Origin of the sequence: Metapseudomonas resinovorans DSM 21078 (genome assembly GCF_000423545.1) — a bacterium.
Classification (GTDB): domain Bacteria; phylum Pseudomonadota; class Gammaproteobacteria; order Pseudomonadales; family Pseudomonadaceae; genus Metapseudomonas; species Metapseudomonas resinovorans.
In genome coordinates, this window is the sequence record NZ_AUIE01000016.1 from 68,386 (window position 1) to 90,407 (window position 22,022).

The following is a 22,022-nucleotide window of genomic DNA, read 5'->3' on the forward strand; positions in this document are numbered from 1 at the left end:
GCGAAACATGAGCATTGATAAAGAAGAAAAAATCGTAGTGGTAGGTGCCGGCCTGATGGGGACCGGCATTGCGCATGGCTTCGCCAGTTCCGGCTATCCCACCGTGCTGGTGGACACCAATCCGGAGTCGCTGGCCCGTGCCAGGGACAATATCGGCAAGATCCTTAGCGACGGTGTGAGCCTCGGCAAGGTTTCAGCCGAATCGGCGCAGGCCTCCCTGGCGCGCCTGGCAACCAGTGGCGACCTGAGCGAGGCGGCACGGGGCGCTGACTGGTTGGTGGAAACGGTCTCCGAGAAGCTGGAAGTGAAGAAGGCGGTGGTTGCCCAGGCCGAGCCCCTGCTGGCGCCCGGCGCGATCATCGCCACCAACACTTCGGCGCTGAGCGTAACCGAGATCGCCGCTTCGCTGACCGCACCCGAACGGGTCATCGGCATGCACTTCTTCAATCCGGTACACAAGATGAAGCTGGTGGAGCTGGTGCGCGGCCTGGCGACCAGCGACGAGGCCTTGGTGCGCACACGCGCTCTGTGCGACGCCATGGGCAAGACTTCGATCGTGGTCAACGAATCCCCCGGCTTGACCACCAGCCGCATGTCCGCGCTGCTCGGCAACGAGGCCATGTACATGCTGCAAGAAGGCACGGCCAGTGCCGAGGACATCGACACAGCTCTGCGCCTGGGTTTCAACCACCCCATGGGGGCCCTGGAACTGGGTGACCTGACCGGCTGGGATACCCGCTTGTCGGTACTGCGCTACCTGCACCAAACCCTGGGTGAGAAATTCCGTCCCTGCCCGCTGATCATCAAGATGGTTGCCGCCGGCCGCTTGGGGCGCAAGACCGGACATGGCGTCTATCGCTATGAAGAGGGCAAGCGGGTGCCGGGTTCCGGGCTCAAGGCGAGTGCACTATGAAAGGCATCGTGATCGTTGATGCGGTGCGTACGCCGATCGGCCGTTTCCGGGGCGGCCTGGCCGGTGTGCGTGCCGACCATCTGGGTGCGCTGGTGATCGGCAAGTTGCTGGAGCGTGTCGATCTGTCGCCCGCGCAAGTCGATGACGTGATCTTCGGCTGTGTCACCCAGATCGGCGAGCAGTCGGCCAACATCGCCCGCACCGCGCTGCTCGGCGCCGGCTGGCCAGTGACCATTCCCGGCCTGACCGTTGACCGCAAATGCGGTTCTGGCGAGGTGGCGGTGCATCTTGCCGCCGGCGCCATCGCCACCGACGCCGCTGACATTGTGGTCGCCGGCGGGGCGGAGAACATGAGCCGGGTGCCCATGGGCAGCAACCGTGAGATCCATGGCGAGGCTTTCGGTTGGATGGCGGCCGAGCGCTACGAACTGACCAGCCAGGGCGAGGCTGCCGAACGCATAGCCGACAAGTGGTCGCTCAGCCGTGACGAGCTCGACGACTATGCCTTCGCCAGTCACAGCCGTGCGGCGGCCGCGGCGGATGCCGGGCGTTTCGCCAACGAGATCGTCGAGGTGCCGGTCGAGGCCCTGCGTGAGCGGGGCCTTAGCGAGCCCGCGGCGGCGTTGCGTGCCGATGAAACTATTCGCCGCGACACCTCTCGGGAGAAGCTGTCGACCCTGAAAACCAGCTTCCGCCCGGAGGGCGGGCGCATCACTGCCGGCAACTCCTCGCAGATTTCCGACGGCGCGGCGGCGTTGCTGCTGATGTCAGCTGAAATGGCGCAGCGACTTGGGCTCAGGCCGCGTGCGCGAATCCGCGCCTTCACCACCGTGGGCGCCGACCCTACGCTGATGCTCACCGGACCGATCGCCGCCACCTATAAGGTGCTGGAAAAGGCCGGCCTGCGCATCGACGACATCGACCTGTTCGAAGTCAACGAGGCCTTCGCCTCGGTGCCGCTGGCCTGGATGCGCGAAACCGGTGTGTCGCACGAACGGCTCAACGTCAATGGCGGTGCCATCGCCCTGGGCCATCCGCTCGGCGCCAGTGGTGCGCGGCTAATGACCACGCTGCTCAACGAACTGGAGCGGCGTGGCGCCCGCTATGGCTTGCAGGCGATCTGCTGCGCCGGCGGCATGGGCACCGCGACCGTCATCGAGCGCCTCGATTGAGCACGTCGCGGATTCCCATGGTACCGCTGGACGAGATGCCGGCCGCGCTGCGCGATGCCATCGCCCAGGGGCGGGCAAATCGCATGCTCAGTTCCAGCAGGCCGGTCCAGGTCTGGGCACACCGCCCAGCCCTGGCGCAGGCCTGGCTGGAGTTGATGACCGGCTTCTACCGGGACAGTCTGCTCGACGAGCGGCTGCGCGAACTGCTGCGACTGAAGATCGCCAGCATCACCACCTGCCACGCCTGCCAGCTGGCGCGCAAATCCGACGCGGTCAGCGAAGAGGACATCGCCTGCCTGGCGACGGACAGCGAGCGCTTCACGCCCGCCGAGCGGGCGGCCCTGCGTTTTGCCGAACTGTTCGCCGGCGACTACATGGCCATCGACGACGGGCACTATGCGCGGATGGAGGAGTTCTTCAGCCCGGCGCAGGTGGCAGAAATTAACATGTTCTGCGCCCTGATGCTGGCTGGTGGTCGTATGACTTATGTCCAGCAGGCCTATTGAGCTAGTTGCTTGTCGCCACTTGGTCTCGTGGGGTCTCTTGGATAGTTAGTCATAATGTAAAAAATCGTTCAAATATAGACAGTGAATGCCTAAGATGCCGGGTAAGGCATGGCCTCGTGAGGCCATGCATTCCGATAGTGCACAATAAGAAAGGAGACGTCCATGTCCGCCTCGTCCCAAAGCAATTTGGAGCAGGTCTTCGCCAATGTCGCGAGCAATTACCGTGGCGCCGACATCGATCTGCACGCGGTGTATCGCGAAATGCGCGAGAAATCCCCCGTTCTCCCGGAGAACTTCATGGCGCGCCTGGGCGTACCGTCGATTGCCGGGCTAGATCCTGACCGCCCCGCTTTCACCCTGTTCAAGTACGACGACGTCATGGCGGTGATGCGTGATGCGACCAACTTCACCAGCGGTTTCATCGCCGAGGGGCTTGGTTCGTTCTTCGATGGCCTGATCCTCACGGCGATGGACGGTGAGGCGCACAAGAACATCCGCAGCCTGCTGCAGCCGGTGTTCATGCCTGAGACGGTCAATCGCTGGAAGGAAACCAAGATAGACCGGGTCATCCGCGAGGAATACTTGCAGCCCATGGTGGCCAGCAAGGGTGCGGACATCATGGAGTTCGCCCTGTACTTCCCCATTCGCGTGATCTACTCGCTAATCGGCTTCCCCGAGGACCGCCCCGAGGAAATCGAACAGTACGCCGCCTGGGCCCTGGCCATTCTGGCTGGCCCGCAGGTCGACCCCGAGAAAGCCGTGGCCGCGCGCGGTGCGGCGATGGAGGCCGCGCAGGCACTCTACGACGTGGTCAAGGTGGTGGTGGCGCAGCGCCGCTCCCAGGGCGCCACAGGCGACGACCTGATCAGCCGGCTGATCCGTGCCGAGTACGAAGGCCGTTCGCTGGACGATCACGAAATCACCACCTTCGTCCGCTCGCTGCTGCCCGCGGCCAGCGAAACGACCACGCGTACATTCGGCACGCTGATGACATTGCTGCTGGAGAGACCGGAGTTGTTGGCGCGCATCCGCGAGGACCGCAGCCTGGTACCCAAGGCCATCGACGAAGCCGTGCGCTACGAGCCGGTGGCCACCTTCAAGGTGCGCCAGGCGGCCAAGGACGTGGAGATCCGTGGTGTGGCTATTCCCCAGGGAGCCATGGTCTCGTGCATCGTCACCTCGGCCAACCGCGACGAGGACGCATTCGAGAATGCCGATACGTTCAACATCGACCGCCGCGCTAAACCGTCATTTGGCTTCGGCTTCGGCCCGCATATGTGTATTGGCCAGTTCGTCGCCAAGACGGAGATCAACTGTGCGCTCAACGCCATCCTCGACCTGATGCCGAACATCCGCCTCGATCCGGACAAGCCGGCTCCGGAGATCATCGGGGCGCAGTTGCGCGGTCCTCATCACGTACACGTGATCTGGGACTGAGTGGCATTGCCGGGCGCGGCAGGGGCGGCAATACGTGTCCCGTTCGCGCGGTGCCTTCCGTGGGGAGCTTGGTGGCGCAGGAGAGAGACGATCGGAATGCCGACTAATTGAACATATTTAAAAAAAGTGTTTAGTTTTTTTCTAGCGTGCTCTATGATCAAAGGCACTTCAAGAACCCATTAAGCGAAGGGGAAAACAACAATGAAGGTTGAAGATCTGATTCTCGTCAGCGTCGATGATCACGCAATCGAGCCGCCAAATGCCTTTGCTCGCCACATGCCTGCCCGCTTCAAGGGACGCGAGCCGCATGTCGTCAAGCGCGGAGAGCGTGATGTATGGGTTTTCGAGGAGCAGGCTACCGGTTACATGGGCCTCAACTCGGTGGTTGGCCGTCCCAAGGAGGAGTACGGCATGGAGCCGCTGGGCTACGACCAGATGCGCCGTGGCACCTGGAACATCAGCGACCGTGTCGATGACATGAACGCCAATGGCGTGCTCGGTTCGCTGTGCTTTCCGACTTTCCCCGGCTTTGCCGGCCAGCGTTTCCAGGTGCATGCCGACCGTGAGGTATCCCTGGCGGCGATCCAGGCCTACAACGACTGGCACCTGCATGACTGGTGCAATGCCGCGCCGGGCCGTTTCATCCCGCTGATGTTGGTGCCCTGGTGGGACATGCAGGCCGCCGCCGCCGAAGTCGAGCGCCTGGCCAAGCAGGGTGTGCATGCCGTGTCGCTGTCCGACAACCCGGCGATGCACGGCTTCCCGTCGATCCACAGCGATTACTGGGACCCGCTGTGGAAGGCCTGTGCCGACAACAACGTGGTGATCTGCTGCCACATCGGCACCGGGGTTAAGGCCAACCACGCCTCCGACCTGTCGCCAATTGACGCCTGGATCACCTCCATGCCGATCTCCATTGCTAACTCGGCGGCCGACTGGATCTGGGCGCCGATGTGGAAGAAGTTCCCCAACCTGCGCATGGCCCTGTCCGAGGGAAGCATTGGCTGGATCCCCTACCTGCTGGAGCGTGCCGACTTCACCCATCGCCACCACAACGCCTGGACCAACTCGAACTTCGGCGGCAAGCTGCCCAGCGACATCTTCCACAAGCACTTCATCACCTGCTTCATCGAAGACAACTTCGGTCTGCAGAACCTGAAGTTCATGAACGAAGACATGGTCACCTGGGAAAGCGACTACCCGCACTCCGACTGCACCTGGCCGCACTCGCCAGAAAGCGCCTGGGTCGGCCTGCAGCACTTGCCTAAGGAAACCATCGACAAGGTCACCCACCTCAACGCCATGCGCGAGTTCTCCTACGATCCGTTCGCCATCCTCGGCCGGGAGAACTGCACCGTTGGCGCCCTGCGTGCCAAGGCCGCCCATGTGAAGACCGAGCCGGCTCTCGGCCTCGGCGGCGCCGATCATGGGCGTGCGGACGGCAAGCCGGTCACCTCCGGCGACATCAATGCGATGTTCGCCAAGGCGGACGCCGGTACCGCTCTCTGAGGGGTTCCTGACGTGCTCTCTCCCGCTGTGACGGGAGAGGGCGTACAGGTTCGATCGCCTGCCAGTTTTCGAGAGTACGCATGTCTATTGCTCAATTTACCTACAGCAGGATTCCTCCCGAGGCGGAGTCGCTTCGCAGCGAAGTACGGGAATTCCTCAAGGACAATCTCGCCGAGTACCCTGCGACCTCCAGGGCGCAGTCCTGGATGGGCTTCGATGCGGACTTCAGTCGCAAGCTCGGTAGTCGGGGCTGGGTCGGCATGGCATTGCCGAAGCAGTATGGCGGCAGCGAGGCCGGGCCCTTCTCGCGCTACGTGGTCATCGAGGAGCTGCTTGCCGCGGGTGCGCCGGTGTCGGCGCACTGGATCGCCGACCGGCAGAGTGGGCCGCTGATCAACCGCTTCGGCAGCGAAGCGCAGAAAGACCGCTATCTGCCGCCTATCTGCCGTGGTGAAAGCTACTTCTGCATCGGTATGAGCGAGCCGAACTCCGGCTCCGACTTGGCCTCGATCAAGACTTCGGCCCAGCGCAACGAGGCCGGCTGGCTGCTCAATGGGCAAAAGGTGTGGACCACCAACGCCCAGCACTCGCATTTCATGATCGCCCTGGTGCGTACCGGCGAGAAGCAGGCGGCACGCCATGAAGGGATGTCACAGTTTATCGTCGACCTCAGCCTGCCGGGGATCATCATCCGCCCGATCCGCGACCTGGCCGGCGGCGAGCATTTCAACGAGGTGTTCTTCGACAACGTCCAGCTGTCCGCCGATGCGCTGATTGGGGCCGAGGGCAAGGGCTGGGAGCAGGTGACCGCCGAATTGGCTTTCGAGCGCAGCGGTCCGGAGCGTTTCCTGAGCTGCATGGCGTTGCTGAAAACACTTGTCGACACCCTGGGTAGTACCCCCGACGCCCTTCAACGCCGCGAAATCGGCCGCCTCACGGCGAAGCTGGTGACCCTGCGCAACATGTCGCTGGCGGTCACCGCGCAATTGGCCGCCGGCGAGCACCCTACTTGGGCCGCTTCCTGCGTCAAGGACCTGGGCAACCTGTTCGAGCAGGAGATTCCCGAGGTCGCTCAATTGCTGGTCGAGGCCGAGCCGCGCCTGAGTGGCGGCAGCGAGCATGCCCGGGTCCTGGCCTATCTGATGCAGATGGCGCCCTCCTTCTCACTGCGCGGAGGCACCCGCGAAATCCTGCGCGGCATCATCGCGCGCGGTCTGGGGTTGCGATAATCATGCGAGAACTATTCGAATCGACCATCGAGCGTCTGCTCGGCGACCTGGCCACGCCGGAATACGTGCTCGGCTGCGAAGACGGCGTATGGGCCGCCAAACTGTGGACCGCCGTGGAAGAGTCTGGGTTTACCATGGCCGGCGTACCGGAGGTCCTGGGGGGCGCCGAGGCGGGTTGGGCCGAACTCTATGTGCTGGTACGCGCCGTCGGGCGGTTTGCCGCGCCTATCCCTTTGGGCGAGGCGCTGGTGGCCAATTGGCTGCTCGGTCAGGCTGGACTCGAAGGGCAGAGCGGCGCCCTAAGCTTTGCCGCCGATGCCCAGCTCGGCCTGTGTGATGGCAAGGTGGATGGCGCCGTGCATGACGTGCCCTGGGGGCGGCACGCCGAAGCCGTGGTGGCCATTGCCGATGACGCCGGCACGCCCTGCGTGGTGCTGCTTGCACGCGCCGAGGCGGCCGAGCAGAGCGAGGGCCTGAACGTGGCTGGCGAGCCGCGGGACGGCCTGCGCTTCAGTGCGGCCCCGGTGCGCGCCAGCGCGCCTTTGCCGCCGGGAGTCCCGGCTGACGTCCTGCTGCTGTGTGGTGCATTGCTGCGTTCCGCGCAGATCGCCGGCGCCTCGCAGGCGCTGCTGGAGATGACTTCCACTTATGCCGGCGAGCGCTCTCAGTTTGGTCGCCCGATCGGCGCTTTTCAGGCCATCCAGCAGCAGCTTGCAGTGTTCGCCGAGCAGGCGGCCGCGGCCGGCATCTCTGCGGAAGCGGCTTTCGTCGAGTCGGACACAAACCTGGCCTCTCTAACGATCGCCGTCGCCAAGGTCAGCACCGCCGAGGCGGCCAGTAGCGCTGCCGGCATCGCCCATTCGGTTCACGGCGCCATAGGCTTCACCCAGGAATACTCGCTGCACCTGCTGTCACGGCGTCTGTGGGCCTGGCGCAGCGAGTTCGGCTCGGCCAGCCTGTGGAGCCAACGCATCGGCCAACTGGTCTGCGCCAGTGGTGGCAATGGCTACTGGCCGTTGCTCACAGAGCATGCGAAACAACCTCTACCAGAACTCGAGGGGCCTACGCCATGAATCCATTTCTGCAGATTGAGCGGGATGGCGGCATCGTCACTGTGCGCATGAATCATCCGGAAACCCGTAATGCGCTGACCTCACCGGAGCAGATCCAGGAGTTCGTCGACCTTTGCGCTGAACTGCGCAGGGACCGCTCGGCACGGGTCATGGTGCTGACCGGCAACGGCAGCGCCTTCTGCGCCGGTGGCAACGTCAAGGACATGCGTAGCCGCGAGGGTATCTTCGCCGGCTCGCCCTTTGAGCTGCGCAATACCTATCGTGACGGCATCCAGCGGATCCCATTGGCGTTGTACGAGCTGGACATCCCGGTGATCGCCGCAGTCAATGGTCCGGCGATTGGCGCCGGCCTAGACCTGGCCTGCATGTGCGACATCCGCCTGGCTTCCAGTTCGGCGCTGTTCGCCGAAAGCTTCGTGCGCCTAGGCATAGTTCCCGGCGATGGTGGCGCCTGGCTGCTGCCGCGCGTCATCGGCATCCCCAAGGCCAGCCTGATGGCTTTCACCGGTGACACCATCAACGCCGCCAAGGCGCTGGAGTGGGGGTTGGTGGAGCAGGTTTGCACACATGAAACCCTGCAGGCCGAAGCGCACTCCCTGGCTCAGCGTATCGCCAGCAACCCGGGCCATGCCCTACGCCTGTGCAAACGTCTGCTGCGTGAAGGCCAGCACATGCGCCTCGATTCTCTGCTGGAGCTGTCCGCCGCCTACCAGTCCCTGGCCCATCACACGGAAGATCACCAGGAGGCGGTCGCCGCCTTCATGGACAAGCGCAAGCCGGAATATCTGGATCGTTGAGAAACCGACTGAATTGGAGTGAGTGCAATGCGTGGCGTTTTCCGTGAAGACCACAATATGTTCCGCGAGCTGGCACGACGTTTCGTCGACCGTGAGATCGCGCCCCACCTGCATGAGTGGGAAAAGAACGGCATCGTGCCCAAGGACGTCTGGCTGAAGGCTGGCGAGCTTGGCCTGCTGTGTTCCACTGTGCCGGAGGAATATGGCGGTTCCGGCGGTGATTTCGGCCACTCCGCTGTGATGATCGAGGAGCTGGCGCGGGCCAATGCCACCGCCGTGGGTTTCACCACCCACTCGGAGATCGTAGCGCCCTACATCGTCGCCTATGGCTCCGAGGAGCAGAAGCAGAAGTGGCTGCCGCGCATGGTCAGCGGCGAGCTGATCGGCGTGATCGCCATGAGCGAGCCGGGCATTGGCAGCGACCTGCGCTCGATGCGCACCCTGGCGCGCCGCGATGGCGAAGATTACATCGTTTCCGGGCAGAAGACCTTCATCACCAATGGCGGCAACGCCGGGTTGATGGTCACCGCTACCAAGCTCGATCCGGCGGCCAAGGAGCTGACGCTGATCTGCATCGAAGAGGAGCGAAAGGGTTTCTCCAAGGGGCGTCTGTTGGAGAAGATCGGCCTCAAAGGTCAGGACACTGCTGAGCTGTTCTTCGACGAGGTGCGTGTGCCGGCCAGCAACCGTCTGGGTGAGGAGGGACAGGGCTTTAAGTACCTGACTCATCAGCTGGCTTGGGAGCGCCTGATCATCGCTATCCGTGCTGCGCAGTCGATCCATACCCTGCTCGAGGAAACCATTGAGTACACCCGCGAACGCAAGGTGTTCGGTAAACCGGTGCTGGACTTCCAGAACACCCGCTTCAAGCTGGCCGAGGCCAAGGCGCAGGCAACCATGCTGCGAGTGTTCGTCGACGATTGCCTGGCCAAAGTGATGTGCGGCGAACTGCCGGCGGATGTCGCCGCCATGGCTAAGCTGCTCGGCTCGGAGATGCAGGGCAAGTTACTCGACGAGTTCCTCCAGTTGCACGGCGGCTACGGCTTCATGAGCGAGTACAAGATCAGTCGGGCTTGGGTCGATGCTCGTGTCGCACGTATCTATGGAGGTACGTCTGAGATCATGAAGGAGATCATTGGCCGTAACCTTTGAGCAAACAAGCTCCCATTGTCGAAGAACCGCAGTTGAAGAGTGGGGACACACATGTGGTCAATCTTCCGTGACGTCTTGCTAGTGCTGTTTGGGCTGGCTTCCTTGTCCAGCGCATTTGCGCAGATCGACGAAGACTATGCGCAAGAAACTGAACGCGCGACTCGGCTCCTGAACAAGGCCGTTGCTTTGTACAGAATCAAAGGGCCGGCCGCGTGGGTTGACTTCAGTCGTCAAGGCGGGTTCGTCGACGGTGAGATGTATGTCTATGTCGTGGATACCAATGGGGTGATGTTGGCCAGCGGAGGGCCTTCGGTCATTTTGGTCGGGCGGAACGTCAGCAGTGTTCTCGACGGTGAGTTACATAGGGCCTTCAAGGACGCCCTGTCTGTTCCGGAGGATGGGAAGGTGCGTAGTGCCGAGTATCGCTGGCTGAACTGGAGCGATGGCAAGACGGAGCGCAAGAGGGTGTTCTATCAGCGCGTCGGCGAACAAATATTCGCTGCGGGTTACTACATGCCTCGTTCCAGTAAGTCTGCGGCAGTCGACCTTCTGGGGCGTGCCGCCGCGGCGATCGCTGCCGACGCACAGAAAACCATCGAGCGTATCAATGCCTTGGATGCTGATTTCATCCGCGACGATCTCTATGTATTTGTCGTTGATCTGGATACGCAGAAGTTCAGTGCCCACGGCTTCAACTTGCGCCTCGCGGGTACTGATTTCCGCGCTCTGCAGTCTGCCGACCAGCAGCCTATTGGTATGCAGATGCTGGACATACTGAAGAGCAACGAGGTGGGCGAGGTTGCTTACACATGGCGTAATCCCGCGAACGGCCGCATCGAACAGAAGAGCACTCTGCTACGCAAGGTAGGCAAGTACGCCGTTGCGGTTGGGTACTATCTGGGCCCGTCCACCTAAGGGGGCAGGGGCGGCGTTTGGCCAATCTGCGCCTGTCTTGCTGATGGCGTGATTGCGACGGGGTGAGCCTCTGATGATCCTTTCGCTTCCCATTCTTGCCGCGTTGATTTGGGCGGGATGCACTGTAGTCAACCGCCTTGCCGTTGGTTCCATTGCAAGCGTCCGGTCAACACACCCTTCATGATTACAGCAGGCCAGACTCATGATTGATCGCGAACCGCCCGTTGGGTGCGCTCCAGAGCAGGATGGTTTTTAATCCCATATTGTTGCGGCAGTATCAGCATCACAATTACTCAGCGCAGAAGGACTCATCGGTCAGATGCAAATCGCTCGTACTGTTGCTTGCTTGAGAGCAGCAATTGCAGATCTTCGTCGCACAGGTGGTCGCGTGGCTTTGGTGCCGACCATGGGTGCATTGCATGACGGCCACCTGGCATTGGTAAACGCGGCCACCATTCGAGCAGAGCACGTCGTTGTGTCTATTTTTGTGAACCCCCGTCAGTTTGGTCCCAATGAGGATTATGCGGACTACCCACGGCAGGAACAGACCGATTTAAGGCTGCTTGCAGAGGCCGGTGTTAGCTTGGTTTGGGCGCCGAATGTCGAAACGATGTACCCGGCGGGTTACTCAACCAGCGTTTTAGTATCAGGCATTACTCGCGACTTAGACGGTGCCACAAGACCGGGGCATTTTGAGGGAGTCGCAACCGTAGTACTTAAGCTCTTCAACCAGGTTCGTCCAGATGTGGCGATTTTTGGAGAAAAAGACTTCCAGCAACTCGCAATGGTTCGACGCTTGGCCCATGACCTGGACACAGGCGTTGAAGTCGTAGGCTGCCCAACTGATCGCGCGGAGGATGGTCTAGCGCTTTCTTCACGCAACGCCTATCTCAGCCCCGATCAACGCATTAACGCAGCGACAATCCCCAGAGTCTTAGGTGCAGCGGCCGAGTCACTTAGGATGGGAGAACCAGTCTCCCAAACTCTTCTCACAGCCAAGACTCGGTTGGAACAGGCTGGTTTTTCTCCAATTGACTATCTAGACCTTCGTGATGCATCTACCCTCGAGCCAGTTGATACTCTGCTATCTCCTGCCCGCCTCATGGTTGCGGCGTGGCTAGGTAGCACTCGCCTGATCGACAATATGGCGGTTTGAGCGAAATCGTTTACGCCAAAAACTTATGTTTCTGCGCGGAATTTGCGCGAACGTCCACCTAAGGGTGGCTGTAGGGATGGCAGTTACCTGCCACCCCCTGGACGTAGGCGTCTGCCACATGGCGGCGGGTTGATTTTGATTGGAGTCGCGGTTGTGCAAGGAGCGCCCAAGACCGCTCCGAACCGTGATTGAGTAGAGCTGGTGATTCAGCGCCTCGATGCCTAAGGAAGCGTGGCCCACGACATCGCGGGCCGAAGCTTTTACTGGTCGGAATCAGTTTGCGCCAGGTACATCAAGTTTGAGCAGTTGGATGGCATTGCCGCTGCGAATCTTCTCCCGGTCTTCATCGGACAGATCCAGGTTCGCGGTGAGATCGCCATGCGCATAGGCACCCCCGAAGTTTGTCCCATAGACCAGACGGTCCACTCCGACCACTTCGACTACGCCGCGGCGTAAGCCGGGCGCATGTACATCGAGATCAAAGTAGAAGTTCGGCAAGTACTCCATCAACGGCCTTCGGTTGCGCGCGTCCGGCGCCATGGCGTTGTTCAATTCGCATAGTCGGCCGAGCTGGAATACCGCCATGCCTCCGGCATGGGTGATGTAAGCCTTGAGATTGGGGAATGCGTCCAGCGCACCGCCGCAGATCAGGTACCAGAAAAACAGCGTTTCGTCGACGCAGTCGCCAATGATCGACGTGGTCTCGAACTTGTCGTCGGTGTGCTTTTCGCCCCAGTAAATGGACTGGTTGAAGCCGTGCACCATGATTGGCACGTCCAGTTGCTCGATCTTCTCCCAGACCGGGAACAGGCGTTCGTCATGGGTCTCGATGCCGTTGAAGTTAGTGCCGCCGACGCAGACGCCCTTGGCGCCCAGTTGGGTAACGGCGCGTTCAATTTCCCGCACCGCCGCATCCGGCTCGGCCAGGTTGGCATGGCACCAGAAGTCGAAGTGCTGTGGGTCCTGGCGGCAATAGGCGGACATCTCGTCGTTGCAGATGCGAGCGTACTCGGTTCCGAATTCTCCGGCCCAGTACATGAAAGCATGCGAGGGCGCGGATACCACCAGCTTGTCCACGCCGCGCTCGGCCATCAGCCGGCGACGGCTTTCGTGGGTCATACGTGCCAGCAAGTTGGCCTCGGCTTCAGCGTCGTTCAGCGCCTTGGACGGCTGCTTGGTGCCCAGGGAGAAGTGCCCGACAGTGAAGCCGGTGGTTTTCATGAAGGGGCCCCAGAACTCATGGCGATTCAGCATTCCCTTCGTCACGAGGTGGGCATGGATATCGATCAGCACGGCGTACTCCTCAAGGGTGGGTTGCAAGGCGGTGGCATCGACTTTTGCACCAGATTCTTGTGAATACTATTTGAACATAATTAAAAAATTTGTTCATATGATTTGCAGGAATCTGCCGGTACGAAGTGGGTGACGGCAGGTTGCGTAGTCCACCGAACCTGGAGAACAACAATGAACAAGACATGGTTCGTCACGGGGGCTTCCCGTGGCATCGGCGCAGAAATCGCCAAGGCGGCGCTGGAGGCCGGAGCCAACGTAGTGGCGACGGGACGCAATCTCGCCCGACTCGAGGTGCTGTACGCACCCTACGGAGGCCGTGTGCTGCCGCTGCAATTAGACGTGACTGACGAAGGCCAAGCTGCTGCGGTGGTTGAGGAGGCTGTGCGGCATTTCGGGCGTGTCGATGTGGTGGTGAACAACGCCGGCTACGGTCAGTTGGGGCCGTTCGAGGAGAACGACGATGAGGCGGCCGGGCGGCAGTTCGCAACCAACGTCTTCGGAATATTCCACGTGTGCCGCGCTGTTTTGCCGGTGATGCGTCGGCAGCGGGCTGGGCACATCTTCAATGTCTCGTCGATCGCCGGCATGGCTGGCATGGGCGGCGCTGCGTTGTACTGCTCGGCGAAGTTTGCCGTGGAGGGCTTCTCCGAAGCGCTCGCGCAGGAGGTGGCGCAGTTCGGCATCCGCGTCACTATCGTCGAGCCGGGGGCGTTCCGCACCGATTTCCTCGACGGCACCTCGGCTGTCTTGGGCGGAAAGAGGCTGGAGGACTACGCCGAGTTCAGCAGGAAGATCAAGGCTTCGTCGGAGGCCAATAACCATCGGCAGAAAGGCGACCCGGCCAAGCTGGGAGCGGTTCTGGTTCGGTTGGCTGCTGAAGAAAATCCACCATTGCGCTATCTAGCAGGTTCCGACGCCCTGCAAGTGGTAACAGGAAAGCTTGCGGCAGTGGCTCGGGAGATTGAAGAGTGGCGCGATTGGTCGGTATTGACCGATGGGGATTTCAGCTAATGCCCAGGGTAGCTCGACGATATTGCCTTCAAGCCTGAGTAAGGATTTGAGTCGTCGATCACGGGGTAGGTGCCGACATAGTTTGTGAAGGAAGGGCGTCTTGAAACGCGACAACAACGATAAAAGCCGTTTGCTGAACTACTTGCTGATACTGATGCTGCTGGCTTGCGCCAGGGGCGAGGCGCTGGGGGCACCGGACCGTCAGGCGCTTCAGGAGATGCGCACGATGGCGACGATGGCGACGGTCAACGTCCTTCTCTACTACAACCTCAACGGCATTCCCTACGAGACCGAGAACCTAGAGGCCTTTAACCAAAACCTAAATCGGCTGCGCGAGTTGTCCGGGCAAGCCGACGATGCCTCGCTCTCCGAACAAGTCCGCCGGCTCGACGATGCGGTTGCCGACCTCAAGCACTTGCCGCAGAGCGTCGCAGACTCGCGTTCGGTATGGCCCGCCTACGCACGCTGGTTGCCGGGCCTCATAGAGGCACATGTTCACCTGGAAAAATCGCTATCCGAACGCTACGACGCTGCGCCCGAGGTGGCGCAGGCGCAAAGCGGGCTGCATGTGCTCAGCCACGATATCGGACGGATACTGCTGTCATACCAGATGGCCTCCTTCCCGAACTTCGGGGGCGATATCTGGATTCTCGACGAGCAGGCGCTTACTGCACTGGATACTGACATCGAGCAACGCTTCGCCGAAGTGGCCGAGCGCGACGGTGGCATTGCGCAGGCACTGAAGGCTCCACTCCGGGACTATCGTTTCGTGCGGCGGCGCCTGCTTGAACCGGCTGGAAACTGGGCACCGAATGCAGTGGCGCTTTACCTGGCGAAAACCGTACGCACCCTCGATGGCGAGGGGAGACGCCAGGGAAACAGCCCGCCTGGATAACCTGAGCCATCCGCCAGGAAGCCGCTTGCGCGCTCTTCAGGCTGACCGCTCGCGGGGATTACCGAGCAAAAAATAATCGCTATCACTGGAGAGCTGTAGTCATGTTTACGCATGTGACCCTGGGCACCAACGACCTGGAGAAGGCCCGCGATTTCTACAATGCGGTGCTGCCTGCGCTGGGCTACGGGAATATGGCCAACAAGGACAATGCCTCCGTCTGGGGCGGGGCGGGGCAGCGTTTTGTGGTCCTGAAACCCGCCGATGGTAACGTCGCCACCATGGGTAATGGCGTGACAATCGGCTTCGTGGCAAAAAGCCGGGTGGCGGTGGATGAGTTTCACAGGCTGGCGTTGCAGGCTGGGGGCAGCGACGCGGGTGCCCCCGGTCTTCGTGATTTCGGCCCCAATGTCTATGCGGCGTACGTGCGTGATCTCGATGGGCACAAGATCGTTGCTACTTGCATGAGCGCTGAATGAGGCAGGCCCCGCCTTTCACGTGGCGGACCTGTTCCAAGGTGCATGCCAATCCAGGTGCCACCAAGGGAAATTTCAGAGAGCGCGTCGATCAGGCCGACGCCCCTCTGAGTACATGACCGATGCGAAGAGGATATGTCGGTCAAATAGCGTATCGACCAATGCTTGGTGCAACCTGCAATCTCCCGGCCCTGGATGCCGTTCTGCGACATTCGACGACAAACCTAGTGGTATCCCTGTAGGCTTTCCTGGCCACGTTCTGGCGATTTTGCAGCTGGGTGGGGAGTTTCTCCCGCCGATGGACGAGAGCGACCTGCTCTACATGCCTTCGGCTTTGTTCGGCCTGTCCGCGTAAAAGGCCTTGGAGCTGTTGTAACAGATTGACCGACTGATCAAGGGCTCTTTGATTGGCCGAAATCGCAGAGGGATTTTTTCAACAGAATCGGCCGATAGCGGATATTCCATCCAAAGAAAAGGGCCAGTGAGCAACGCTCACCGGCCCTTTCTCTTACTCCTTTCTACCCCAGTTCCTTTGGGGCTAATGGCCTTGCCCTGTTACCAAAGCCACCCTTGGATGGCTGGCACCGCTGCCTCCCCAGGCAGCGGCTCTGCACCGTCTCGGTGCATTCGTTTCAACATTCAGTGAAAAAGTTTCAGTGTTTGTTGAAAAACTACGTGACCCGGACTCAATCCCAGCTCAGTGCGCCACCCGTTTGGTATTCAATGACGCGCGTCTCGAAGAAGTTCTTTTCTTTCTTCAGGTCCATGATTTCGGACATCCACGGGAACGGGTTGGTCGCGCCCGGGTATTCCTCTTTCAGGCCGATCTGGGTCAGGCGGCGGTTGGCGATGAATTTGAGGTAGTCCTCCATCATCGCGGCGTTCATGCCCAGTACGCCGCGCGGCATGGTGTCGCGAGCGTATTCGATCTCCAGCTGGGTGCCCTGCAGGATCATCTGGGTGGCTTCGTCCTTCATCTGGGCATCCCACAGGTGCGGGTTCTCGATCTTGATCTGGTTGATCACGTCGATGCCGAAGTTCAGGTGCATGGATTCGTCGCGCAGGATGTACTGGAACTGCTCAGCGGTGCCGGTCATCTTGTTGCGGCGGCCCATGGAGAGAATCTGGGTGAAGCCGCAGTAGAAGAAGATGCCTTCCAGTACGCAGTAGTAGGCGATCAGGTTGCGCAGGAACTGGCGGTCGGTCTCCGGGGTGCCGGTCTTGAACTCGGGGTCGGAGATCGAGCGGGTGTACTTGAGGCCCCAGGACGCTTTCTTCGCGACGCTGGGAATCTCGTGGTACATGTTGAAGATCTCGCCTTCATCCATGCCCAGCGACTCGATGCAGTACTGGTAGGCGTGGGTGTGGATCGCTTCTTCGAAGGCCTGGCGCAGGATGTACTGGCGGCATTCGGGGTTGGTGATCAGGCGGTACACGGCCAGCACCAGGTTGTTGGCAACCAGGGAGTCGGCGGTGGAGAAGAAGCCGAGGTTGCGCATCACGATGCGGCGCTCGTCTTCGGAGAGGCCGTCCTTGCTCTTCCACAGGGCAATGTCGGCGTTCATGTTCACTTCTTGCGGCATCCAGTGGTTGGCGCAACCATCCAGATACTTCTGCCAGGCCCAGTCGTACTTGAAGGGTACGAGTTGGTTGAGGTCGGCGCGGGCGTTGATCATCTGCTTGTCGCCAACCTGTACGCGCGCGGCGGAGCCTTCGAGGTCGTCCAGGCCTTCCTGGATGTCGAGGGCGTCCAGGGCCTTCTTGGCGCGGGCGACGGCGTCGGAGTCGTCGGCCGATACGGCGCGGGCGTCTTCAACGGAGCCGGCGGCTTCGTCGTCGAGCTTGTCGATGTTCTTGGCGGCGGCCTGGGCAACAGCGGGGGCTGCCTTGGCTTCGGTGGGGTCTTCTTTGTCGAATTCGTCCCAGCTGAGCATGGTTCCTCTCCTGGTATCTGGATGCGTGAATGACGGTGCACGCTAAAGCGGTGGTTCATGGCCGGGCGGTGAATTGCCCTGGCTTGTGCACACCCGGTTTGTGGGTGTGGCTGTTCGGATATCGGTGCTGGATGAGTTTTCCCTCACCCCCGGCCCCTCTCCCAGAGGGAGAGGGGAGGGAGCGGCCCCGTGCGATGCCTTATTGGCACGCTTCGCAGTCGGGGTTATCGATGGAGCACGCGCTGGGCACCGGAGCCGGTGCCGGCGCTGCAGCAGGAGCGGCTTGCAGGGTTTCGCTGCCACCTGCGGATACGGCGTTCAGCTTGCCGGTGTTGATGGTCGACTTCTCGGTGCTGGTGGCGGCCAGGGCGCGGAGGTAGTAGGTGGTTTTCAGGCCACGGTACCAAGCCATGCGGTAGGTCACGTCCAGCTTCTTGCCGGAGGCGCCGGCGATGTAGAGGTTCAGGGACTGGGCCTGATCGATCCACTTCTGGCGGCGGCTGGCGGCGTCGACGATCCACTTGGTCTCGACTTCGAAGGCGGTGGCGTACAGGTCTTTCAGGTCTTGCGGGATGCGCTCGATCTGCTGCACGGAACCGTCGTAGTACTTCAGGTCGTTGACCATGACCGGGTCCCACAGGCCACGGGCTTTGAGGTCGTGTACCAGGTAGGGGTTGATCACAGTGAATTCGCCGGAGAGGTTCGATTTCACGTAGAGGTTCTGGTAGGTCGGCTCGATGGACTGCGATACGCCGGTGATGTTGGCGATGGTCGCGGTCGGCGCAATGGCCATGATGTTCGAGTTACGAATACCTTTCTTGACGCGCTCGCGAACCGGGGCCCAGTCCAGGGACTCGGTCAGGTCGACGTCGATGTATTTCTGGCCACGGGCTTCGATGAGGATCTGCTGGGAGTCCAGCGGCAGGATGCCCTTGGACCACAGGGAGCCGTCGAAGGTCTCGTAGGCGCCACGCTCGTCGGCCAGGTCGCAGGACGCCTGGATGGCGAAGTAGCTCACCGCTTCCATGGACTTGTCGGCGAACTCGATGGCCGCGTCGGAGCCGTAGGCGATGTGCTGCAGGTACAGCGCGTCCTGGAAGCCCATGATGCCGAGGCCAACCGGACGGTGCTTGAGGTTCGAGTTGCGCGCCTGCGGGACCGAGTAGTAGTTGATGTCGATAACGTTATCGAGCATGCGCACTGCGGTCTTGACGGTCTTCTCGAGCTTGGCGGTGTCCAGCTTGCCATCAACGATGTGGTTGACCAGGTTGATCGAGCCCAGGTTGCAGACCGCGATCTCGTCCTTGTTGGTGTTCAGGGTGATCTCGGTGCACAGGTTGGAGCTGTGGACCACGCCCACGTGCTGCTGCGGGCTGCGCAGGTTGCACGGGTCTTTGAAGGTCAGCCACGGGTGGCCGGTCTCGAAAAGCATCGAGAGCATCTTGCGCCACAGGTCTTTGGCCTGAATGGTCTTGAACAGCTTGATCTTGCCGTACTGGGTCAGGGCTTCGTAGTACTCGTAGCGTTCTTCGAAGGCCTTGCCGGTCAGGTCGTGCAGGTCCGGCACTTCGGACGGCGAGAACAGGGTCCACTGGCCATCGTCGAACACGCGCTTCATGAACAGGTCCGGAATCCAGTTCGCGGTGTTCATGTCGTGGGTACGGCGACGGTCGTCACCGGTGTTCTTGCGCAGCTCGATGAACTCTTCGATGTCCATGTGCCAGGTTTCGAGGTACGCGCAGACGGCGCCCTTGCGCTTGCCACCCTGGTTCACGGCTACCGCGGTGTCGTTCACGACTTTCAGGAACGGAACCACGCCCTGGGACTTGCCGTTGGTGCCCTTGATGTAGGAGCCCAGCGCACGTACCGGCGTCCAGTCGTTGCCCAGGCCGCCAGCGAATTTCGACAGCATGGCGTTGTCGTGGATCGCGTTGTAGATGCCCGACAGGTCGTCCGGCACGGTGGTCAGGTAGCAGGAGGACAGCTGCGGACGCAGGGTGCCGGCGTTGAACAGGGTCGGGGTCGACGACATGTAGTCGAAGGACGACAGCAGGTCGTAGAACTCGATGGCGCGTTCTTCTTTCTGCTTCTCTTCGATGGCCAGGCCCATGGCCACGCGCATGAAGAAGACCTGCGGCAGTTCGAAGCGGATGCCGTCCTTGTGGATGAAGTAACGGTCGTACAGGGTCTGCAGGCCGAGGTAGGTGAACTGCTGGTCACGCTCGTGGTTGATGGCCTTGCCCAGTTTTTCCAGGTCGAAGGTTTTCAGTTGCGGATCGAGCAGCTCGAACTCGACGCCTTTTTCCACGTAGGCCGGCAGGGCCTTGGCGTAGAGGTCGGCCATCTCGTGATGGGTGGCGCTCTCGGCAACGCCGAGGAAGCCCAGGGCTTCGGCGCGCAGGGTGTCCATCAGCAGGCGGGCGGTGACGTAGGAGTAGTTCGGCTCGCGCTCTACCAGGGTACGGGCAGTCATCACCAGGGCGGTGTTGACGTCCTTCTCGGCTACGCCGTCGTAGAGGTTCTTCAGGGTTTCACGCTCGATCAGCGAGCCGTCGACTTCGGCCAGGGCTTCGCAGGCTTCGCTGATGATGGTGTTCAGGCGGCCCATGTCCAGCGGCTGCTGGCTGCCGTCGGCGCGGGTGATGCGAATGCTCGGGTGCGGCTGGGCGACGTCGCTGGCGGCGCTGCGCTTGGAGCGCTCCTGGGCGCGGGATTCGCGGTAGATCACGTAGTCGCGGGCGACTTTCTGCTCGCCGGCGCGCATCAGGGCCAGTTCGACCTGGTCCTGGATTTCTTCGATGTGGATGGTGCCACCGGAAGGCATGCGGCGCTTGAAGGTCGCGGTGACCTGCTCGGTCAGGCGCGCGACGGTTTCATGGATACGCGAAGAAGCAGCGGCAGTACCGCCTTCCACGGCGAGGAACGCTTTGGTGATGGCAACGGTGATCTTGTCGTCGGTGTACGGGACGACAGTGCCGTTGCGTTTGATCACGCGCAGCTGGCCGGGCGCAGTGGCGGCCAGATCCTGGTTGGAATCTGCTGCCTGCGGCGCTGCGGCCTGCGGGTTCTCGCGAGTGGTGTCGGTCTGCATGGGGTTCTCCATGTTCTGTATTTATGTAAGGGCGCCCGAGTCGCCTTCATTCCTTTTCACAACGCGATACGCACGGCGAGGTGCCGAGCGCAAAACGTGGTGCTACGAGGCAGAAGGACAGGACTCAAGTGCCTTCCTGGCCCTACAAGTCAAACGTCACGGTGTTAAACCGCCGTGACAACACAATACCTAGTGGTGGGCACTGTTCGCGCCGCACCGGCTTCCGGCCCCCAGTCACGTTCTTTGTGTCCTGGGCCGACACCACTCGCCTGGGGCGGATGGTGGGTGAAATACCGCAATTGACACACCGGTGGTCAGGCTCTGAAAAAGCCTTTGGCGCTTGATTCTAGTTGTGTCCGGTGGTACGCCCTCACCCCAATATGTAGGGGCTGGGCTCGATGGGGGTACAAGATAATGCGCTATTGGGGGCATTGCAAGGCGACCCACTACATCTAGCCTGTGGATAAACTGTGGGTGATTTGTGGGTGACTGCGGAGTAACGGAGGCAAAGGCCCGGTGGCTCTAGGCTCTGCCGTTCGTCGCCGCCAAATGGTGTGTTTTTCGGCGGCAGCGGTGCTGTAGACGGTGTCGCAAGCTAACACAATATCTTGTGTTTTAGCCTTCATTTGGCATGCGCTGTGCTATCGAGCCGGCATTGCTACAATGCGAGCCCTTTTTCGATGGTCCTGACGCTGTCTGCGGGAGTGTGTGGTGGAGCAAGAAGCCTGGCGAATCCTCATAGTCGAAGACGATCAGCGACTGGCCGATCTGACGCGCGAATACCTGGAAGGCAACGGCCTGCAGGTGGCCATCGAGTCCGATGGTGGCCAGGCTGTGGCGCGCATTCTCAGGGAGCGCCCGGACCTGGTGGTGCTGGACCTGATGCTGCCGGGCGAGGATGGCCTGTCCATTTGCCGCAAGCTGCGCGGCCAGTACGAGGGGCCGATCCTGATGCTCACGGCCCGCACCGACGACATGGACCAGATCCTTGGCCTGGAACTGGGCGCCGATGACTACGTCTGCAAGCCGGTGCGCCCGCGTGTGCTGTTGGCGCGCATCCGCGCCCTGTTGCGGCGCAGCGAAGCGGTGGCAGAAGCGCCAGTGGTGGAAAACCAGCGCCGCCTGGAGTTCGGCCCGCTGGTGATCGACAACGCCATGCGCGAAGCCTGGCTGAACGAGCGCAGCATCGAGCTGACCAGCGCCGAGTTCGACCTGCTGTGGCTGCTGGCGGTGAATTCGGGACGCATCCTCTCCCGCGAGGAGATCTTCAACTCCCTGCGCGGCATCGAGTACGACGGTCAGGACCGTTCCATCGACGTCCGCATTTCGCGAATCCGCCCGAAGATTGGTGATGACCCCATGCACCCGCGTCTGATCAAGACGGTACGCAGCAAGGGCTATCTATTCGTAAGAGAGGCCGCCGTGGGCCTCTGACGGACCGGCTGACGGTCCACAGCTTCCGGGCA

At 61.3% G+C, this 22,022-nt stretch carries 18 protein-coding genes; 15 read left to right on the forward strand and 3 right to left on the reverse strand.

The window, feature by feature from the left end; genetic code table 11:
* Nucleotides 1-7: 7 nt before the first annotated feature.
* The 11 genes from G559_RS0114600 to panC all read left to right on the forward strand — a co-directional run bounded on the left by G559_RS0114600 (nucleotide 8) and on the right by panC (nucleotide 11,859).
* On the forward strand, nucleotides 8-913 hold the full coding sequence (locus G559_RS0114600) for a 3-hydroxyacyl-CoA dehydrogenase (RefSeq protein WP_028628936.1): 906 nt from the start codon (nucleotides 8-10) through the stop codon (nucleotides 911-913).
* Entirely contained in the window at nucleotides 910-2,085 is a 1,176-nt protein-coding gene (locus G559_RS0114605) for a thiolase family protein (RefSeq protein ID WP_028628937.1), read from the forward strand. The genes G559_RS0114600 and G559_RS0114605 overlap by 4 nt, the downstream gene beginning before the upstream one ends.
* A complete protein-coding gene (locus G559_RS0114610) occupies nucleotides 2,082-2,591 on the forward strand; it encodes a carboxymuconolactone decarboxylase family protein (RefSeq protein WP_245586507.1) in 510 nt (169 codons plus the stop codon). The genes G559_RS0114605 and G559_RS0114610 overlap by 4 nt, the downstream gene beginning before the upstream one ends.
* Before the next feature lie 162 nt (nucleotides 2,592-2,753).
* Nucleotides 2,754-4,028, forward strand: coding sequence for a cytochrome P450 (locus G559_RS0114615; protein WP_028628939.1), 1,275 nt, complete (start codon nucleotides 2,754-2,756; stop codon nucleotides 4,026-4,028).
* Between the two features lie 201 nt (nucleotides 4,029-4,229).
* On the forward strand, nucleotides 4,230-5,537 hold the full coding sequence (locus G559_RS0114620) for an amidohydrolase family protein (RefSeq protein WP_028628940.1): 1,308 nt from the start codon (nucleotides 4,230-4,232) through the stop codon (nucleotides 5,535-5,537).
* 80 nt (nucleotides 5,538-5,617) lie between these two features.
* Nucleotides 5,618-6,766, forward strand: a complete 1,149-nt coding sequence (locus G559_RS0114625; protein WP_028628941.1) for an acyl-CoA dehydrogenase family protein — start codon at nucleotides 5,618-5,620, stop codon at nucleotides 6,764-6,766.
* Nucleotides 6,767-6,768: 2 nt separating this feature from the next.
* Complete coding sequence (locus G559_RS0114630; protein WP_028628942.1) at nucleotides 6,769-7,839, forward strand: acyl-CoA dehydrogenase family protein; 1,071 nt, start codon at nucleotides 6,769-6,771, stop codon at nucleotides 7,837-7,839.
* Nucleotides 7,836-8,636: a crotonase/enoyl-CoA hydratase family protein gene (locus G559_RS0114635; RefSeq protein ID WP_028628943.1), complete on the forward strand. Its 801-nt coding sequence runs from the start codon at nucleotides 7,836-7,838 to the stop codon at nucleotides 8,634-8,636. Before G559_RS0114630 ends, G559_RS0114635 begins: the two co-directional genes overlap by 4 nt.
* 27 nt (nucleotides 8,637-8,663) lie before the next feature.
* Nucleotides 8,664-9,788 (forward strand): acyl-CoA dehydrogenase family protein, encoded by a 1,125-nt coding sequence (locus G559_RS0114640; RefSeq protein ID WP_028628944.1) that lies wholly within the window; start codon nucleotides 8,664-8,666, stop codon nucleotides 9,786-9,788.
* A gap of 51 nt (nucleotides 9,789-9,839) precedes the next feature.
* Nucleotides 9,840-10,703, forward strand: a complete 864-nt coding sequence (locus G559_RS0114645) for a cache domain-containing protein (RefSeq protein ID WP_028628945.1) — start codon at nucleotides 9,840-9,842, stop codon at nucleotides 10,701-10,703.
* Between the two features lie 319 nt (nucleotides 10,704-11,022).
* Nucleotides 11,023-11,859, forward strand: coding sequence for a pantoate--beta-alanine ligase (panC, locus tag G559_RS29915; RefSeq protein ID WP_081668082.1), 837 nt, complete (start codon nucleotides 11,023-11,025; stop codon nucleotides 11,857-11,859).
* A 273-nt stretch (nucleotides 11,860-12,132) separates the two neighbouring features.
* Here panC and G559_RS0114650 read toward each other — a convergent pair whose 3' ends face one another.
* Nucleotides 12,133-13,152: an amidohydrolase family protein gene (locus G559_RS0114650; RefSeq protein ID WP_028628946.1), complete on the reverse strand. Its 1,020-nt coding sequence runs from the start codon at nucleotides 13,150-13,152 to the stop codon at nucleotides 12,133-12,135.
* Nucleotides 13,153-13,323: 171 nt separating this feature from the next.
* On the opposite strand from G559_RS0114650, the gene G559_RS0114655 reads away from it, so the two are divergent.
* The 3 genes from G559_RS0114655 (at nucleotide 13,324) to G559_RS0114665 (ending at nucleotide 15,534) form a co-directional block, all read left to right on the forward strand.
* Nucleotides 13,324-14,163 carry an oxidoreductase gene (locus tag G559_RS0114655; RefSeq protein WP_028628947.1) on the forward strand — a complete coding sequence of 280 codons (840 nt, stop codon included), beginning with the start codon at nucleotides 13,324-13,326 and terminating at the stop codon, nucleotides 14,161-14,163.
* A gap of 100 nt (nucleotides 14,164-14,263) precedes the next feature.
* Complete coding sequence (locus tag G559_RS0114660) at nucleotides 14,264-15,058, forward strand: hypothetical protein (RefSeq protein WP_028628948.1); 795 nt, start codon at nucleotides 14,264-14,266, stop codon at nucleotides 15,056-15,058.
* 101 nt (nucleotides 15,059-15,159) lie between these two features.
* Nucleotides 15,160-15,534 carry a VOC family protein gene (locus G559_RS0114665; RefSeq protein WP_028628949.1) on the forward strand — a complete coding sequence of 125 codons (375 nt, stop codon included), beginning with the start codon at nucleotides 15,160-15,162 and terminating at the stop codon, nucleotides 15,532-15,534.
* Nucleotides 15,535-16,217: 683 nt separating this feature from the next.
* Here G559_RS0114665 and G559_RS0114670 read toward each other — a convergent pair.
* Together G559_RS0114670 and G559_RS0114675 are read right to left on the reverse strand one after the other, a co-directional pair.
* Complete coding sequence (locus G559_RS0114670; protein ID WP_028628950.1) at nucleotides 16,218-17,465, reverse strand: ribonucleotide-diphosphate reductase subunit beta; 1,248 nt, start codon at nucleotides 17,463-17,465, stop codon at nucleotides 16,218-16,220.
* Nucleotides 17,466-17,664: 199 nt separating this feature from the next.
* The gene (locus tag G559_RS0114675; protein WP_028628951.1) at nucleotides 17,665-20,556 is read right to left on the reverse strand and encodes a ribonucleoside-diphosphate reductase subunit alpha; all 2,892 of its coding nucleotides are present in this window, start codon (nucleotides 20,554-20,556) and stop codon (nucleotides 17,665-17,667) included.
* Between the two features lie 711 nt (nucleotides 20,557-21,267).
* Here G559_RS0114675 and G559_RS0114680 point away from each other — a divergent pair.
* Nucleotides 21,268-21,990, forward strand: coding sequence for a response regulator (locus tag G559_RS0114680; protein ID WP_028628952.1), 723 nt, complete (start codon nucleotides 21,268-21,270; stop codon nucleotides 21,988-21,990).
* The last annotated feature ends 32 nt before the right edge of the window (nucleotides 21,991-22,022 follow it).